The sequence below is a fragment of the Idiomarina sp. OT37-5b genome (genome assembly GCF_002968395.1).
GTDB lineage: Bacteria > Pseudomonadota > Gammaproteobacteria > Enterobacterales > Alteromonadaceae > Idiomarina > Idiomarina aquatica.
Genome location: NZ_CP027188.1, coordinates 1,418,159 through 1,434,066, shown reverse-complemented (window position 1 = coordinate 1,434,066; position 15,908 = coordinate 1,418,159). Strand labels below are relative to the sequence as shown.

Here is a 15,908-nt window from a genome sequence, read left to right as displayed (position 1 = left end):
ATGAAAATTGCGGTAATTGGTAGTGGTATCTCTGGCCTGACGGCCGCTTATTATTTAAGTAAAAAACACCAGGTATCGGTGTTCGAAAAAAACGACTACATTGGCGGACATACCGCAACGGTCGACGTAAAACTGGGTAATCAGACGCTGGCCGTAGACACCGGGTTTATCGTTTTTAACGACAAAACCTACCCACGGTTTAAGCGCCTGTTGCGCGAATTACAAGTTAACTGGCGCGATACCGAAATGAGCTTCAGTGTGACCGACCCGATTTCCGGATTAGAATATAACGGTCATACCCTGAATACCTTATTTGCGCAGCGGAGCAATCTGTTTCGACCCAAATTTTATCGCCTGTTAAACGGCATCGTAAAATTCAACAATGCGGCGAAAGCGGCGTTGACCAATGGCGAAGACGTTGATCAGAAGACGTTAGGCGAATTTCTCGGTGAGCTTCAGTTATCAGACGATGTCGCACGGCTGTATTTGTTGCCGATGATTTCGGCCATTTGGTCGTCGAGTATCGCCGATGCTGAGCAGTTCCCACTGGGTTTCTTTCTGCGCTTCTTTGAAAACCATGGCTTGCTAAACATCGCCGATCGGCCGCAATGGCACACCATTAACGGTGGTTCAAAATCCTATATTCCACCGTTGGTAAGGCCGTTTCAGGAACGCCTGTATTTGAACAGTGAAATTACCGAATTACGACGCCAGCAGGATCAGGTTCAGTTGCACTTCAGCGACGGCAAAATCGAGTACTTTGACGAAGTCATTATCGCGACACACAGTGACCAGGCACTGCAACTGCTGGGTGATGCCACTGACGACGAACGTGAGATTCTGGGGGCGATTGAATACCAGCCGAACGACGTGGTTCTGCACACCGACGCCGGGCTGTTACCAAAAAGCCGCCGGGCCTGGGCAAGCTGGAACTATCTGTTGCGCAAAGAGGGCGATGCGGAGTTGAAACCAAGTTCGGTCACCTACAACATGAACATTTTGCAGGGTTTGCGCACTGAGCAGCCTCTTTGCGTCACATTAAACAACACCGCGGCTATCGATCCGGCTAAAGTGATTCAGCGCTTTCGTTACGACCACCCGCAGTATTCTATTCCGTCGTTGCGGGCACGTCAGCAACGCGACCGCATCTGTGGCAACCTCAGCACCCATTACTGTGGAGCCTATTGGTATAACGGCTTCCACGAAGACGGTGTGCGTAGCGCTATTGATGTAGTTAATCGCATCGACCCAACGCTTAACGTGCCGAACGAGTAGTCGTTATGCAAACACCACATGACAGCGCACTGTATTGGGGAGAGGTCTATCACCGTCGACTGCGGCCAACGCAACATAGCTTCAGCTATCGTTTTATGCAGTGGTTTATTGCATTGGACGAACTGGAAACGCTGCATAAAACCTCCCGTTGGTTTTCCACCAAAGGTTTTGCACCGCTTTGGTTTCGCCGCAAAGACTATCTGCGGGACCACAGCGGCAACTTGCAGCAGGCCGCGTTAGCAAAAATGTCAGAGTTGGCTGGCGAAAGGCTCGAGGGGCGGGTGTTCTTTATGGGTAACCTCCGCACCTTTGGGCTGTTTTTCAGTCCGGTAAACTTTTACTTCCTGCAACAGCAGGGGCAGTATACCCATATGCTGGCCGAAGTGAGTAACACGCCTTGGTTGGAGCGCCACTATTATCTGGTTGATTTGGCCGAACCACACCCAACGACGCAAAAAGCCTTTCATGTCTCTCCCTTTAATCCGCTCGATATGACTTACCATTGGAGCATTAAGGTGCCGTCCGATGACGTCTTTATACAACTTGCCGCCGCAACGGAAAAAAAAGACTTTATCGCCGGGATGAAATTATCCCGGGGACCGTTAAACCGAGCGGGCATTTGGCGCGTATTAAAAACAACACCAGTGATGGCCCTAAAAATCATCGGTGGTATTTATTGGCAAGCGTTGAAGTTGTTTGTAAAACGCACACCTTTTTACGGTCATCCATAAAAAAATAACAGTTATACAAGAGGGAAAAGTACCATGGCAAATGGTGAAAGTGCGTTAGCGGCACCGTTCGAGTTTAAAGGACTCGATAAGATGTTTCGGTCGTTGGCGATGAAACTGTTGGATCACTTGCAACACGGCTGCCTGACCTTAACAGAACAAGGACGTCTGGTTGGCCAGTTCGGTGACAAAAGCAGTGAACTGCGAGCGGATATTGATGTTAAAAAGCCTAACTTTTATCGAGGCCTGCTGGTCGGTGGCAGTATCGGTGCAGCAGAACTGTACATTGACAAGGTATGGGAAACCAACGACCTGACCGCGGTGATACAAATCTTTGCCCGTAATCTGCCCGCGCTGGATAAACTGGAGTCGCGGGTCGCCTGGCTTACCTTTCCGATCAATAAATACAATCACTGGGCTAATCGAAATCATAAACAACAGGCAAAGCGCAATATCTCAGCGCACTACGACCTGGGTAATGAGCTGTATTCACGCTTCCTCGACCCGCACATGCAATACTCCAGTGCATTATTTCACTCGGCAACGGAATCATTAGAGCAAGCGCAGGTCAATAAGATGGATCGTCTGTGTCAGCAGCTCGATTTGAAACCAACTGACCATCTGCTGGAAATTGGTACCGGCTGGGGTGGTCTCGCGGTCTACGCAGCCAAACATTATGGTTGCCATGTTACCACCACGACCATCTCCGAAGAGCAATACCGCTACGCCGAGCAGCGCATTAAAACGGAAGGTCTGGAAGACCGGATTACGCTGTTGAAAGAGGATTATCGGGATCTGACCGGACAGTACGATAAATTGGTTTCGGTGGAGATGATTGAAGCGGTTGGTAAACAGTATTTGCCCACCTTCTTTAAAACCTGTAATGACCGTTTAAAACCAGGCGGTGTCATGGCGTTACAGGCCATCACCATTGCCGATCAACGTTACAGTAGTTATGCACGGTCGGTCGACTTCATACAGAAGCACATTTTCCCGGGCGGGTTTCTACCATCGGTTCATTCAATGACCGAGCTGTACAAATCGAAAACGCAGATGGTGGTTCGTAACATCCATGATATGGGTAAAAGCTATGCAGAAACCCTGAAGCGCTGGCAACAGGCTTTCAATGCTAAGCGTGAAGAGCTTGAGCCACTGGGTTATGACGAACGTTTTTCCCGCTTATGGAATTATTACTTTAGTTACTGCCAGGGTGGCTTTTTAGAGGAGTCTGTGTCGGTGGTTCAACTGACCGCGACCAAAGCACGTTATGAGTGATTCGGTAAAACACAAGATTGCCAGTTTTGTGCTGTTTAACGTTTTGTGGCTGTCCGCCGTTGCAGGGCGTGAACAGTACATCTGGTTGACCCTGGCGCTGGTCGTTGCCCAGGTCGGCTATAGTCTTTGGGTGGCTAAAATTAAGCTGCGTCTGATCCTGCAATTGCTGGCTGTTGGGCTATTACTGGAAGCCATCGCAACCGGTCTTGGCACCATCGACTTTACCGGCGGCTTGTTCCCGTTGTGGCTGGCTTTGTTGTGGATCGGCTTTGCAGCAATGGCGCCGGTGGCACTGGACTGGCTTACTGAAAAGCCCACCATTGCGGCGCTGGCCGGTGCTATCTCCGGGCCGTTCAGTTACTGGGTAGGGATTGGTCTGGGAGCCGGTGAGAGTGGGTCGGTGCTGCAACTGGTGGTTACCTATGCCATTGTCTGGGCATTGTTTATGTTGTTTTTCTGCCGCGCTTTTAAGGCGCGTCAGGACGAGAGGTTAATCCTATGAAACATCGCTTAATGTCAGGCGTTGCTGGTGCACTGCTGGCAGCCGCCTTAGTAGTGCCTGCTGCTGCTGCGTCTCAGTGTGACGCAGCAGTACCACAACAACACCAATTAGTCGGCAAAACCCGTCTCAGCGTGATGTTTTGGGACGTGTATGATGCCCGACTGTTTACTGACTCCGGTGAATTTGAATGGTCGCGCAAAGCGTCCCTGAATAAAGTTCTGGTACTGGATTACCTGCGCGATATCAAGGCGAAAGATTTGGTTGAGACGACGGGTGAAGAATGGCAACGACTGAAATTTGATCATGCCGATCAACAGCAGTGGTTGGAGCAACTGCAAGCTATGTGGCCGGACATTAACGAAGGTGATTGTTTGGCGCTGGTCGAAACCAAAGAAGGTTATGCTGAGTTTTATCAGGGCGAAAAATTACTCGGAACGATAAAGGATAAAACCTTCACCGAGTATTTTCTGGCCATTTGGTTATCGCCCGAGTCGCGTTTTGACGATGAGCGTGAAGAACTGGTTGGAGAGTCATCATGATGCAATGGATTAAAGCGGGGTTGCTGGCGCTGGTCAGCGTGCTGTTTTTGGCCGCCTGTTCGACAAGTATCGAGGACTATGAAGGACGTGAACCGGCCCTTAAATTGGAAGAATTTTTCAATGGCAAACTGGTCGCGTACGGCACCGTACAGGATTATTCCGATGATGTGATTCAGCGTTTCCGGGTGGAAATGGTTGGTCGCTGGGACGGCAACGAAGGTAAGCTGGAAGAACAGTTTTACTATGCCGACGGCAGTACTCAGGAGCGTATCTGGTATCTCACCAAAACGGGTCCGAATACCTACGAGGGACGCGCCAGTGATGTCGAAGGCACGGCCGTGGGAACCACCGCCGGCAATGCTTTGAACTGGCAATACGTGCTGAACGTAAAAATGGACGACGGCAGTACCATGGCGTTGAGTTTGGATGACTGGATGTACCTGATAGACAGCGACAACATGATTAATCGTACCAGTATGTATAAATTTGGCATTCCGGTAGGCGAGATCACCTTGTACATCGGTAAGCGTCAGGAGTAATACAACAAAACGCCCTGTACCATTAAGATTCTCTGTTATCCGCCGATAACCTGCGTATAATGCGGCAGTCTGTGCAGTGAGGATTTAGCAGTGATGATGAACGGTCCAACGTTTTCTTATAACAACCCCAGAATCAATGGCCAAACCATTTTTGTTAAGCGTGGCGAGCACGCCGGCAAATTGGGCATCGTCAAGCAGACCCTGGACGGTGAACGCTTTGTAGTATCGCAAGCAGATTTTGGCGATGAGAAAGTGACGCTAAAGCGCAGTGAGTTTTTGGTCTATCGTTACCGCAAAATACGCGTACCCATTGATAAGGTCGCGGGTAAAAATCCAGAAATGCTATAACCGGATTCATAATAAAAAAGCCGTCTGTTGCAGCAACAGACGGCTTTTTTGCTATTTATGCGGTTAAAATGAGCCGCGGGGCAGGCGACACTGGGTTGCATCCTGTTCCAGCTTTTTACGCCACAATTCTTTCGCAGTAAGGCCGCCAGCGCTTGCCGAACTGGCTTTTTTCGTGGTGCTTTTTTTCGCCGCGGGTTTTTTGGCCGCCGAGGTTTTCGCTGCCGGCTTTTTCTCCGCTTTAGGCTTGGACGAACCTGCGGCCGCTGAACCTAGTGCTTCGGCTTCTTCTGCCAATTGTGCCAGACGTACATTCTTGCCGCCGTCAACACTGTACCAACCGTTGCTGGCTTCGATGGTCGGTTTTTTGCCGTGTGCTTTTTGGTAAGCCTGTTCGTACTCAGCAAGTACTTTTTCTTTGTCCAGTTTGCTCATTCAACGATTCCTATTCGGTATCAGATTAACTAACATTTTCGTGCAAAATTTACGCTACATTTCTGTTTATACCGTTTTTTCGGATTATTGTCTAATTTCGGGTAGAATCCTGATAATAACGACAATGAATTGTATGGAGTAACCGCATGACAGTCTCACGTGATGAGCTTTTAGCCTATCTGAACGAACAACTTAATGTTGCAAACATTCGTGATTTTTGTCCCAACGGCCTCCAGGTGCAGGGTAAAGCATCGATCCAAAAAGTGGTGACCGGGGTTACCGCCAGCCAGGCCTTGATTGATCATGCCATTGAGCAGCAGGCGGATGCTTTGCTGGTGCATCATGGCTACTTCTGGAAAAACGAGGCGGCGCCGATTGTGGGCATGAAACAGCGGCGTATCAAAGCGCTACTGGCTAACGATGTTAATTTGTTTGCTTATCATTTGCCGCTGGATGTTCATCCGCGTTGGGGCAACAACGCCCAGTTAGCGGCGCTAATGAATTGGCAGGTAGCCGGTCCCGCAGAACCGCACGATCCAGCCTGTGCGTTGATGCTTGGCCATTGCGATGCGATCGCCAGTGACGAGCTGGCACAGCAACTGCAACAACGGCTTGAACGCGAGCTTAGCTGTTATGTCCCGGTGCAACGGCCGATTAAACGACTGGCCTGGTGCACCGGCGGTGGTCAGGGCTTTATTGACCAGGCGGCCGCGTTGGGTGTGGATGCCTTTATCACCGGTGAAGTGTCAGAGCAGACCGTACACAGTGCGCGTGAACAGGACATTGCTTTCTTCGCTGCCGGACATCACGACACCGAACGTTATGGTGCCAAAGCGCTTGGCGAACATCTGCAACAGCAGTTTGGGCTGGATGTGCAATTTGTTGACATGGATAATCCCGCGTGAAGCAGCAGCGTGCGCCGCGCGGCGATTTTACCGGTATCAGTAAGAAATTTGCCCGTAACATCTACGACAGCACCAAAGGTCGGTTGCGCATGGCGGTGCTGAAGCGTGATCTGGAGCCGTTTATCAACGGCAACAAGCGCACAGTACTGGATGTCGGTGCCGGTCTGGGTCAGGTTAACGAATGGTTTCTTGCTAAGGGTCACCACGTGATTCACTCGGACGTGTCTGCCGAAATGGTTGAGGAAGCCCAGCAACGTCATCAACAGCTTGGGTTGAACCGGTTTGCACAATATCTGGTGGCGCCGTTGGCGCAATTGCCGGAGCAACTGCCTGACCAACAGTTTAGTCTGATTTTATGTCATGCGATGCTGGAGTGGGTGGATGATGGCAAAGCTGCGATTGAGCAACTGGGCCAGTTATTAAAGCCCGGCGGCACGCTGTCGCTGATGTTTTACAACCGTAACGCCAAGTTAATGGCGAATGCGGTGTACGGTAACTTTGATTACATTGCGCGTGGCCTTAAAGTTAAGAAAACCGTGCGACTTAGCCCACAGACCCCCCATGATCCTGCGGCCGTCAGCCAGTGGCTGAGCGACTGCGGTCTGCACATCAAACAACAGACCGGCGTCCGCTGCTTCCACGACTATCTGCGCGATGTCTCTGACCAACAACGTTTTGATGAGTTATTGGAGCTGGAACTGCAGTATAACCGTACGTCGCCGTTCCGCGAGCTGGGGCGTTATCAGCACTGGCTTATCGAAAAACCAAAGGATTAGCAGCGCGGTTATGACGGTATTGCTTATTACCCATGGCGCAAGCGCAACGGCACAACGCTGGAGAGATCGTTATCAGCGCTGGTTTGAGAAGCGCCGACAAACGGTGTTGCAACTCACTACGGGCGCGACACAGGATAACGATATTCTTACCCTGCACCGCTATCTGGAACGGGCCAACGAAGTGCTGATATTGGCCGGTGACGGGACCTTACACTGGCTCGTGAATCAACTGACTGAAGCGCAGGCGCAACGGCTGATCCTATCGCCCATTCCTTGTGGTACCGGTAACGACTTTGCGCGCGATCTGGGTCTGCTGCGAGCGGACTGGCGTATGCGGGAGGACGAGCAACTGACGTTGGCGTCCGTTGATATTGGCGAGTTGCACGGCACTCGCTTTGTGAATGCCGCGAGCCGTGGTTTGGCTGCGGATTTGGTGCAGCGACAAGGCGTGCGGAGTAAGCTTTGGTTCGGGCGCGTCAGCTATGTGTTGGGGGTATTGGCCTGGTGGATGCGATATCAGTATCAGCCGCACCAAGCGAATACGCCGGTGTTACAGTCACTGCTGGTCGGGCGCTTTCTGGGTGGTGGTTTGTGTCTGGCACCACAGGCTGATCGGCGTCATGGGTTGCTGACACGGGTTACTGTCAGTGCTGCACCGCGACGTCAGTTGTTGGGCGTGTTATGGGCTGTGTTGCGTGGTCGGCACGCAGCTCATCCGTTGGTGCGAATTGAACAACAGCAAGAATTCTTGCTCCAGGCTTCAGCGCTGGAAATTGATGGTGAATATTATGCGGACCCCATCGCTGGAGCCGCTAATGTATTACGGGGCTTTATTACAGTAAGAGTTGCACGACGATAACGAGCGAATACCGTCTGCGGACGGTCAATAAAGGAGTCAACAGTATGAAATGCACATTTATTGGTCTTGGCGTGATGGGCTACCCGATGGCACGCCACTTAAAACACGCCGGCTTTGACGTTTGTGTTTATAACCGCACTGCCAGCAAAGCGGAGCGTTGGGTAAGCGAGTATCAGGGACGCTATGGCAGTACCCCGGCTGAAGCAAGTAAAGACAGTGATTTTGTCATGGTCTGTGTCGGCAATGACGATGATGTACGTAGCGTATTTTATGGTGACGACGGTTTGTTGGCGCAATTAAAACCCGGTGCCGTGGTGATTGATCACACCACCGCATCGGCGGAGCTGGCCAAGGAGCTGGATGAAGCGGTTCGGGCTAACGGCGGCGCTTTCCTGGATGCACCAGTTTCCGGCGGTCAGGCGGGAGCCGAGAAGGGCATCATGACGACGATGGTTGGCGGTGAGCAGGAAACCTTTGATAAAGCGCAACAGGTGCTTGAATGTTATGCCAAAACTCGTGTGTTGATGGGGCCGGCCGGCAGTGGTCAATTGGCGAAGATGGTGAATCAGATTTGTATCGCTAATGCTGTACAGGGGGTCGCCGAGGGCTTGCACCTGGCGCGTAAAGTCGGGCTTGACCCCGATAAATTGGTTGAAGCGGTCAGTGCCGGTTCGGCAGGCTCGTGGCAGTTGGTGAATCGCTACCGCACCATGTGGGATCAGGAGTACGAGCATGGCTTTGCCGTCGACTGGATGCGTAAGGATTTAGGCATTGCCTTGAATGAGGCGCAGCGCCGTGGTGCGGCACTGCCGGTAACCGCTTTACTTGACCAGTTTTACGGAGAAGTACAGGCCATGGGTGGTGGCCGTTGGGACACCTCCAGCTTAATGGCACGACTGGATAAGCTTGCGGGTGATTGGAAGGATTAACCGTAAAACGTCGCGCCAAAGGCGCGACCTACGTGTAGCTTGCGCCTTTGGCGCAAGAAAAAAGGCCTCGAAAGAGGCCTTTTTTGGTCTAATGCTAAGGGTATGACGGTTAACGAATACCCGCACGACGCAGAGCGTTGGTGCTGAAGTCTTCACGTTCTGGCTTAATATCCCAGTCCATGTATTCACTTTCTTCGTTACCGAGGCCCAGTGAAATGTAGCGACCGGAATCCAGGTCATACAGAGCTTCAGCGGCCATCCACGGCACATCAACGTGGTAGAACTGAGTGTTCAGTGCTTCACCGACACGCCACAGTTCGCCACGACCATCGTAGTGGTCAACCAGCGACGCCGTCCAGGTATCTTCGTCCAGGTACATAGTACGCTTAGAGTAGATATGACGCTCGCCGTCTTTTAGGGTACCTTCAACAACCCAAACACGGTGTTTTTCATAACGAATCAAGTCTTGATTCATATGACCGGCTTTGATGATGTCATCATAATCCAGTTCCGGATTCATGATTTCGTAGTTGTTGTAAGGGATATAAATTTCTTTTTTGCCTTTCAGCTCCCAGTTGTACTTATCCGGCGCACCGTTGTACATGTCCAGGTTATCGGACGTACGCAGGCCATCAGCTGCCGTACCCGGGCCATCATAGGCAACGTTCGGCGCGCGACGGACACGACGCTGACCGGCGTTATAAATCCATGCACGACGGCCTTCTTTAACCTGGTTGATGGTTTCGTGAACCAACAGTACCGTACCGGTCAAGCGAGCCGGCGCCTCAACTTCCTGTAGGAAGTAAAACAGAACGTTATCGTCCGCTTCTTCACGACCCGTTGCCAGGTATTCCGGGAATACCAAGGTTTCTTTCAGTTCCACTGGAACATAGTCACCATTTGACAACACCGGGAACTGGGCCACATTACGGGTCACCGCGCCACCCCGGAAACGAGTGATGTGGTTCCATACCGCTTCCACACCGTTTTGCGGGATTGGGAACGGAATGGTCGTGGTTTCATAGTTTTGAATACCATTACCGCCGGCAACCAGCTCCGCGTTTTCCGCGTTTTTCTGAATTTGCGGCCACAACGAATCCGGATAGGTGGCGGTACGACGTGTTTGGTAAACGTTCATTTTGTAGTCAGGGTACTTTTCGAACATCGCGACTTGCCCAGGCGTCAGGTTGTCGCGGTACTCGTTCAGGTTTTCGCTGGTGATGGTGAAGAGGATTTCATCGTCAGCGAATGGGTTAGTACCACGAACCTCGTCAACGCTTTTATCTGAAAAGCCACCACTCCATGCCGGAATCGAGCCGTCAGCATTACCCGCTTTTTCTGCGCCAATTGGCGTTAGGTCTTGGCCTAAACGAGCTGCTTGTTCCGGACTCACCTTTGCGGCAACGCTAGCGGAAATGACCGATAGGGCAAAAACACCAGCTTTGAGCATCAGTTTGTTCATTGTATTTTTCCTTGTTGTTCTACTTTCGTTCACCACTTTGCCAGAGGTTAGACCTGTCAGGCAATAGTTTCGTTAAAAAAAGCAGGAAAATGGACAAAAAAGGTTTTCAAATAATCTTAACCTTATACAATCCTATGACATTTTAGGTAAGCAGGAGGTTCCATGCGTTTGTCCCCAACCCATGTCGGGTTGTTGCTCGCAGGCACGCTGAGCATGAATGCAATCGCACAGGAAGGCAGTACGGACTCAACAGCTGCCGCCGAGTACGAAGTGATTGAAGCACCGGCAATAACATCAAATAAAATTAAAGATTCGGTACTGATCGAAGTGGCCCGGGCAGGCGACCGCCTTGTTGCGGTTGGCGCGCACGGTAACATTATTTACCAGTCTGGCGATGATAACACATGGCAGCAGGCAGCTGTTCCGACCAGCGTGTTGCTAACCAGTATTGATTTCAGTGACGCACAGACAGGCTGGGCGACCGGTCATCATGGCGTCATCATTAAAACCACCGATGGCGGTAAGCGTTGGCAAACCGTACTGGACGGTTTTACGCTACTGGAGCGGGAAATTGCCTTTTATCAACAACAGGTTGCTGAACTGGAAGCGGCCATTGAAACGGCCGATAGCGCCGATGTCGGTGATCTGGAATGGGATCTGGACACGGCAAAGTTTCAGCTCGAAAACGCACAACAAGCGCTGCAGGAAAGCGGCCCGAGCAAGCCTTTTCTCGATCTGGTCGCGCTGGATGCGGAGACAGCGTTTGCCATCGGCGCCTATGGCACCTTGGTAAAAACGGAAGATGGCGGTGCAACTTGGCAGTTACTGAACGACCGGCTCGATAACCCTGACGGCTTCCATTTGAACGCCATCAGTCAGTTCGGCGATGCGCTGTTTATTGCCGGTGAAGCCGGTACCGCGTACCGAAGCACCGATTTAGGTGAAACCTGGCAAGCGGTACCGCCGCCATACCCGGGTTCATTTTTTGGCACGCACTTTGACGCTAACGGCCGCGTGTGGCTGTATGGTTTGCGTGGCAATATTTATTATTCCGATGATCTTGGCGACCGTTATCAAGCGATCGACAGTCCGGCAAACGATAACCTTTCCGGTGGTTTCAGTGACGCAAATGGTCATCAATGGTTGGTAGGTAACTCCGGAGCCATTGTCGAAATTGATCCGCAGTTAAACACCAAGCAACATTCGCACCCCAGTAACTCAGTGATAACGGACATCATTGCCGATGGTGATGAGAAAATTCTTACCGGCCGCAGTGGTTTGATGTATTGGCCAGCCCGTATCAGTGAAGACAGTGCCGAGTTAGCCGCACAGGGAGCGCAGTAACGTGGATAAAAAAGTTTATGAGAAAAAACCAGCCTGGCTGGAAAAGTTCCTGTTTAACTTTCGCCTGCCGTGGCTGATTATTTTTGCCTTACTAACGGTATTTTTAGGGTACAGCGCGGCACAAGTACGCCCGGATGCATCGTTTACCAAGATGATCCCGACCCAGCATCCGTTTATTCAAAATTATTTTGACTATCAACGCGATTTGTCCAGTTTGGGTAACGTGGTGCGTGTTGCGGTTGAACATACTGAAGGCGATATTTTCGACGCTGAATTTCAGGAAACTGTCAAAAATATTACCGATGAAGTTTTCTTTATTCCGGGCGTAAACCGTTCCGGGCTGCGCAGCCTGTGGACGCCAAATGTACGCTGGATGGAAGTTACCGAAGAGGGCTTTGTCGGTGGCCCGGTGATACCGGATGGGTACGACGGCTCCGACGAGTCGATTGCGCAACTGCGGGAAAACGTGTTGCGCTCCGGCGAAGTTGGTAACCTGGTGGCCAATAACTTTGAATCGACGATTATTTACGTGCCGTTGGATGAAGTTAACCCGGACACCGGCGAGAAACTGGATTACGCCGACTTTTCACAAAAGCTCGAAGAGTTAGTACGCGACAAATACCAGTCCGATTCGGTCAAAATCCATATCACCGGCTTTGCCAAGTTGATCGGTGATTTGATTGAAGGTGCCTATCAGGTTGGCTTGTTCTTCCTGCTGGCGATAGCCATTACCTTGGTGATGTTGTACGTCTACAGCCGCTGCTGGCGAAGTACGTTTACGGTATTGGCGTGCTCTATCATTGCCGTTATCTGGCAGTTGGGCATCATTGACCTTATCGGTAGTGGCATTAACCCTTACTCGATGCTGGTGCCGTTTTTGGTGTTTGCCATCGGCGTTTCACACGGTGTACAAATCATCAATGCCATTAGTTATAACCGCACCCATGGCTTTGATAAAATGGAGTCTGCCCGACTGGCGTTCCGCGGTTTGTACATTGCAGGTTTAACGGCGCTGGCCAGTGATGCGATCGGTTTCACCACGTTGATGGTCATCGACATTGAGGTCATCAAAGAGCTGGCGATTGCTGCCAGTATCGGTGTCGCGGTCGTGGTACTGACTAACCTTGGTCTGTTGCCGATCCTAATGTCTTATTTCGGCGTGTCGGACAACGGCATTGCTTACCAGAAAAAGGCGCAACAAACCAAACATCCGATTGTCCACTTCTTTGAGCAGTTTGCTCGTCCGAAATGGGCTTACACGGCGCTGGTGGTGGCGTTAGTGATGCTGAGCTGGGGGCTGTATCAAGGCCAGCAATTGCAAATCGGTGACCTTGATAAAGGAGCACCGGAACTGCGTCCCGACAGCCGCTACAATAAAGACAACGCCTACATCGTTGATAACTACAGTTCCAGCACCGACATCTTTGTGGTGATGGCGGCCACAGAACCTCAGCAGTGTATTGCTTATCAGAACCTGGAGTTGATGGAACGCTTTAGCTGGCACATGGAAAATACCGCCGGCGTGCAGGACGTTAAGTCCATCGTGTATGTATCCAAGATGGGTATGTTTGCGATCAACGAGGGTAATCTGAAATGGTTCAGTCTGAACCGCAATCAGTTTGTCACCAATGCGTCGCTAAGCCGTATTCCTGATGGTTTGATCAATAACGACTGTTCGATGGCGCCGATCATCATTTACCTTGATGACCATAAAGCGGAAACGCTGAAAAATGTGGTTGCCTCTGTGAATGAGTTCAACAGCCAGTATCAGCAGGAGGGGCTGGACTTATTGATGGCAGCGGGTAACTCCGGCATCGAAGCGGCAACCAACTCGGTTATTGAGGGTGCGCAGACGAAGATGTTGCTGTGGGTTTACGGTGTGGTTATCGCCTTGTGTCTGATTACCTTCCGCAGTTTGCGCACGGTAGCGTGTATCGTACTGCCGTTGATGTTAACAACCATCATGAGTCAGGGTTTGATGGCCGTGCTTGGCATTGGTATCAAAGTAGCCACACTGCCGGTGATCGCGTTGGGTGTTGGTATCGGTGTTGATTACGGTATTTACATCTACAGTAAGGTGAAAGAAGGTCTGGAGCAGGGTATGAATCTGCAACAAACCTATCACTATGCACTGGAAAACACCGGCAAGGCGGTAGCCTTTACGGGTATTACGTTGGCCATCGGTGTCGCCACCTGGATCTTCTCTCCGATTAAGTTCCAGGCTGATATGGGCATCCTGCTAACCTTCATGTTCCTGTGGAATATGTTGGGCGCGTTGATCCTGATCCCGGCGTTGGCAAGGCTGCTGCGCGTGGGTAACGTGCACCAATCCTAATCACGAAACCTTAGCGTGTTAGGCGTCGGCCTTAACCAGGTCGGCGCCTTTTTCAGCAATAGCGATGGTAGGCGCATTGGTATTGCCACTGATGACCGTCGGCATAATCGACGCATCAATCACTCGCAACTGACTCACTCCCCGAACTCGCAAACATTCATCCACAACCGAACGGCTGTCAGCGCCCATACGACAGGTGCTGGTTGGATGGTAGATCAATCCACATTGTTGCCGAACCTGAGCAAGTAACTCGGCGTCATCATCGGCCGGGCGTGGAAATAAAATACCGCCGTTATGATGTTGCAGACTCGGTTGTTGCAGAATGTCTAAGGCTTTGCGAATGCCGTTGAGTAAATCCTGCTGATCCGCCGAGTCGGTTAAAAAGCCGTAATCAATGCGTGGTGAACCTAAAGGATCCTGGGGATTTAACCTGACCTTACCGCGCGAGCGGGGACGCAGTAGACAGACATGACAGGTGAACCCGTGTTTTAACGTCGGCCACCAGTCGTAACCGCTGTCATTAAACATCACCGGTAGAAGGTGCAATTGGATGTCCGGTTCAGCCACCGCCGCCGAGGATCGGTAAAAGGCACCCACTTCGGCCAGTGAATGTGCCAGTTGCCCATCTTTTGTCAGCAAGTAACGAATCAGCGCCGGGGTTAGCTTTAGTAGCCCAAAGGGGGTGAGTGTCATGCCGTCGCGACGAGCGTTTTTAACGTGAATGGATATGTCGACGTGTTCCTGCAAGTTATTGCCGACATCGGGGCTGTCCGCGATTAGCTCAATCCCTGATTGTTGCAACTCGGCCGCGGGGCCAATCCCCGAGCGCAGGAGGATCTGCGGAGAATTAAAGGCACCACTGGCTAAAATCACTTCTTTACCGGCGGTGGCCACATAGCGATGGCCACCGCGCCGATAGCAGACACCGTTAGCGGTGCGTTTGGAAAACAGCACACGTTCGGTCAGGCATTCATTCAGTACCACCAGATTAGCGCGCTTGAGTGCCGGCTTTAAATACGCATCATAGGCACCACAACGTTTGCCGTCGGCGATGGTAAATTGATAAGCACCATAGCCTTCCAGTTGCGCGCCGTTAAAATCCGCATTGTAAGGCAACCCGTATTCGCCACAGGCCGCCAGAAACTGCTTAGAAACCGGGTACCAGGGAGCCACATCAGACACTCGTAACGGGCCTTCATCATTGTGATAACAGTCCTTGCCGCGCTGATTACCCTCGGCTTTTTTAAAATAGGGCAAGAGGTCATTGTAGGACCAACCGCTACAGCCATTGGCCGCCCACCGGTCATAATCCGAGGCCAGCCCACGAGTGTAGATCATCGCGTTGATGCCGCTGCTGCCACCGAGCATTTTTCCGCGCGGAGTATAGAGTCCCTGGCCGTCGCGTAATGCACGATCAGGATGACTGCGATACAACCAGTTGAACTTACGCGAATGCATAAAGCGTGCGAAACCCGATGGCATGGACGAAAAAAAGCCACCAGCACCGGGGCCTGCTTCCAGCAGCAGCACGCGGTGTCGGCCATCAGCGGATAAACGGTTTGCCAGTACGCAACCGGCAGAGCCAGCACCGACAATAATGTAGTCGTAATGATGCTGGCGATAGGCAGAGGTCATGTTGTTATGATGTTATTTTAACCAT

At 51.4% G+C, this 15,908-nt stretch carries 16 protein-coding genes; 13 read left to right on the top strand and 3 right to left on the bottom strand.

All coding sequences use genetic code 11. From position 1 onward, the window contains the following. From C5610_RS06670 to C5610_RS06640, 7 genes are all read left to right on the top strand, one after another. The gene (locus C5610_RS06670) at window positions 1-1,275 is read left to right on the top strand and encodes an NAD(P)/FAD-dependent oxidoreductase (RefSeq protein ID WP_105306491.1); all 1,275 of its coding nucleotides are present in this window, start codon (window positions 1-3) and stop codon (window positions 1,273-1,275) included. A 5-nt stretch (window positions 1,276-1,280) separates the two neighbouring features. Then, on the top strand, window positions 1,281-2,006 hold the full coding sequence (locus C5610_RS06665) for a DUF1365 domain-containing protein (protein WP_105306490.1): 726 nt from the start codon (window positions 1,281-1,283) through the stop codon (window positions 2,004-2,006). A gap of 33 nt (window positions 2,007-2,039) precedes the next feature. Beyond that, window positions 2,040-3,278, top strand: a complete 1,239-nt coding sequence (locus C5610_RS06660) for an SAM-dependent methyltransferase (protein WP_105306489.1) — start codon at window positions 2,040-2,042, stop codon at window positions 3,276-3,278. Continuing rightward, window positions 3,271-3,780 carry a DUF2878 domain-containing protein gene (locus C5610_RS06655; protein WP_105306488.1) on the top strand — a complete coding sequence of 170 codons (510 nt, stop codon included), beginning with the start codon at window positions 3,271-3,273 and terminating at the stop codon, window positions 3,778-3,780. The genes C5610_RS06660 and C5610_RS06655 overlap by 8 nt, the downstream gene beginning before the upstream one ends. After that, window positions 3,777-4,319: a chalcone isomerase family protein gene (locus tag C5610_RS06650; RefSeq protein WP_105306487.1), complete on the top strand. Its 543-nt coding sequence runs from the start codon at window positions 3,777-3,779 to the stop codon at window positions 4,317-4,319. Before C5610_RS06655 ends, C5610_RS06650 begins: the two co-directional genes overlap by 4 nt. Then, window positions 4,316-4,858 carry a DUF3833 domain-containing protein gene (locus C5610_RS06645; RefSeq protein WP_262340061.1) on the top strand — a complete coding sequence of 181 codons (543 nt, stop codon included), beginning with the start codon at window positions 4,316-4,318 and terminating at the stop codon, window positions 4,856-4,858. Before C5610_RS06650 ends, C5610_RS06645 begins: the two co-directional genes overlap by 4 nt. A 93-nt stretch (window positions 4,859-4,951) precedes the next feature. After that, window positions 4,952-5,206, top strand: a complete 255-nt coding sequence (locus C5610_RS06640) for a DUF3912 family protein (protein WP_241970610.1) — start codon at window positions 4,952-4,954, stop codon at window positions 5,204-5,206. Window positions 5,207-5,269: 63 nt separating this feature from the next. On the opposite strand, the gene C5610_RS06635 is transcribed toward C5610_RS06640, so the two are convergent. Further along, complete coding sequence (locus C5610_RS06635) at window positions 5,270-5,638, bottom strand: hypothetical protein (protein WP_105306485.1); 369 nt, start codon at window positions 5,636-5,638, stop codon at window positions 5,270-5,272. 146 nt (window positions 5,639-5,784) lie between these two features. Between C5610_RS06635 and C5610_RS06630 the strand changes: the two genes are divergently transcribed. The 4 genes from C5610_RS06630 to C5610_RS06615 are packed head-to-tail and all read left to right on the top strand — an operon-like array spanning window position 5,785 to window position 9,107. Then, window positions 5,785-6,543 (top strand): Nif3-like dinuclear metal center hexameric protein, encoded by a 759-nt coding sequence (locus C5610_RS06630; protein ID WP_105306484.1) that lies wholly within the window; start codon window positions 5,785-5,787, stop codon window positions 6,541-6,543. Further along, window positions 6,540-7,319: a methyltransferase domain-containing protein gene (locus C5610_RS06625; RefSeq protein ID WP_105306483.1), complete on the top strand. Its 780-nt coding sequence runs from the start codon at window positions 6,540-6,542 to the stop codon at window positions 7,317-7,319. The genes C5610_RS06630 and C5610_RS06625 overlap by 4 nt, the downstream gene beginning before the upstream one ends. A 10-nt stretch (window positions 7,320-7,329) precedes the next feature. After that, entirely contained in the window at window positions 7,330-8,178 is an 849-nt protein-coding gene (locus C5610_RS06620) for a diacylglycerol/lipid kinase family protein (protein ID WP_157982923.1), read from the top strand. A gap of 44 nt (window positions 8,179-8,222) precedes the next feature. Beyond that, window positions 8,223-9,107: an NAD(P)-dependent oxidoreductase gene (locus C5610_RS06615; protein WP_105306481.1), complete on the top strand. Its 885-nt coding sequence runs from the start codon at window positions 8,223-8,225 to the stop codon at window positions 9,105-9,107. A 109-nt stretch (window positions 9,108-9,216) separates the two neighbouring features. Here C5610_RS06615 and C5610_RS06610 read toward each other — a convergent pair whose 3' ends face one another. Beyond that, entirely contained in the window at window positions 9,217-10,569 is a 1,353-nt protein-coding gene (locus tag C5610_RS06610) for a DUF1329 domain-containing protein (protein ID WP_105306480.1), read from the bottom strand. Window positions 10,570-10,731: 162 nt separating this feature from the next. On the opposite strand from C5610_RS06610, the gene C5610_RS06605 reads away from it, so the two are divergent. After that, the gene (locus C5610_RS06605) at window positions 10,732-11,913 is read left to right on the top strand and encodes a WD40/YVTN/BNR-like repeat-containing protein (protein ID WP_105306479.1); all 1,182 of its coding nucleotides are present in this window, start codon (window positions 10,732-10,734) and stop codon (window positions 11,911-11,913) included. Between the two features lies 1 nt (window position 11,914). After that, on the top strand, window positions 11,915-14,248 hold the full coding sequence (locus tag C5610_RS06600; RefSeq protein ID WP_105306478.1) for an efflux RND transporter permease subunit: 2,334 nt from the start codon (window positions 11,915-11,917) through the stop codon (window positions 14,246-14,248). Window positions 14,249-14,266: 18 nt separating this feature from the next. On the opposite strand, the gene C5610_RS06595 is transcribed toward C5610_RS06600, so the two are convergent. Then, a complete protein-coding gene (locus C5610_RS06595) occupies window positions 14,267-15,883 on the bottom strand; it encodes a GMC family oxidoreductase (protein ID WP_105306477.1) in 1,617 nt (538 codons plus the stop codon). Between the last annotated feature and the right edge of the window lie 25 nt (window positions 15,884-15,908).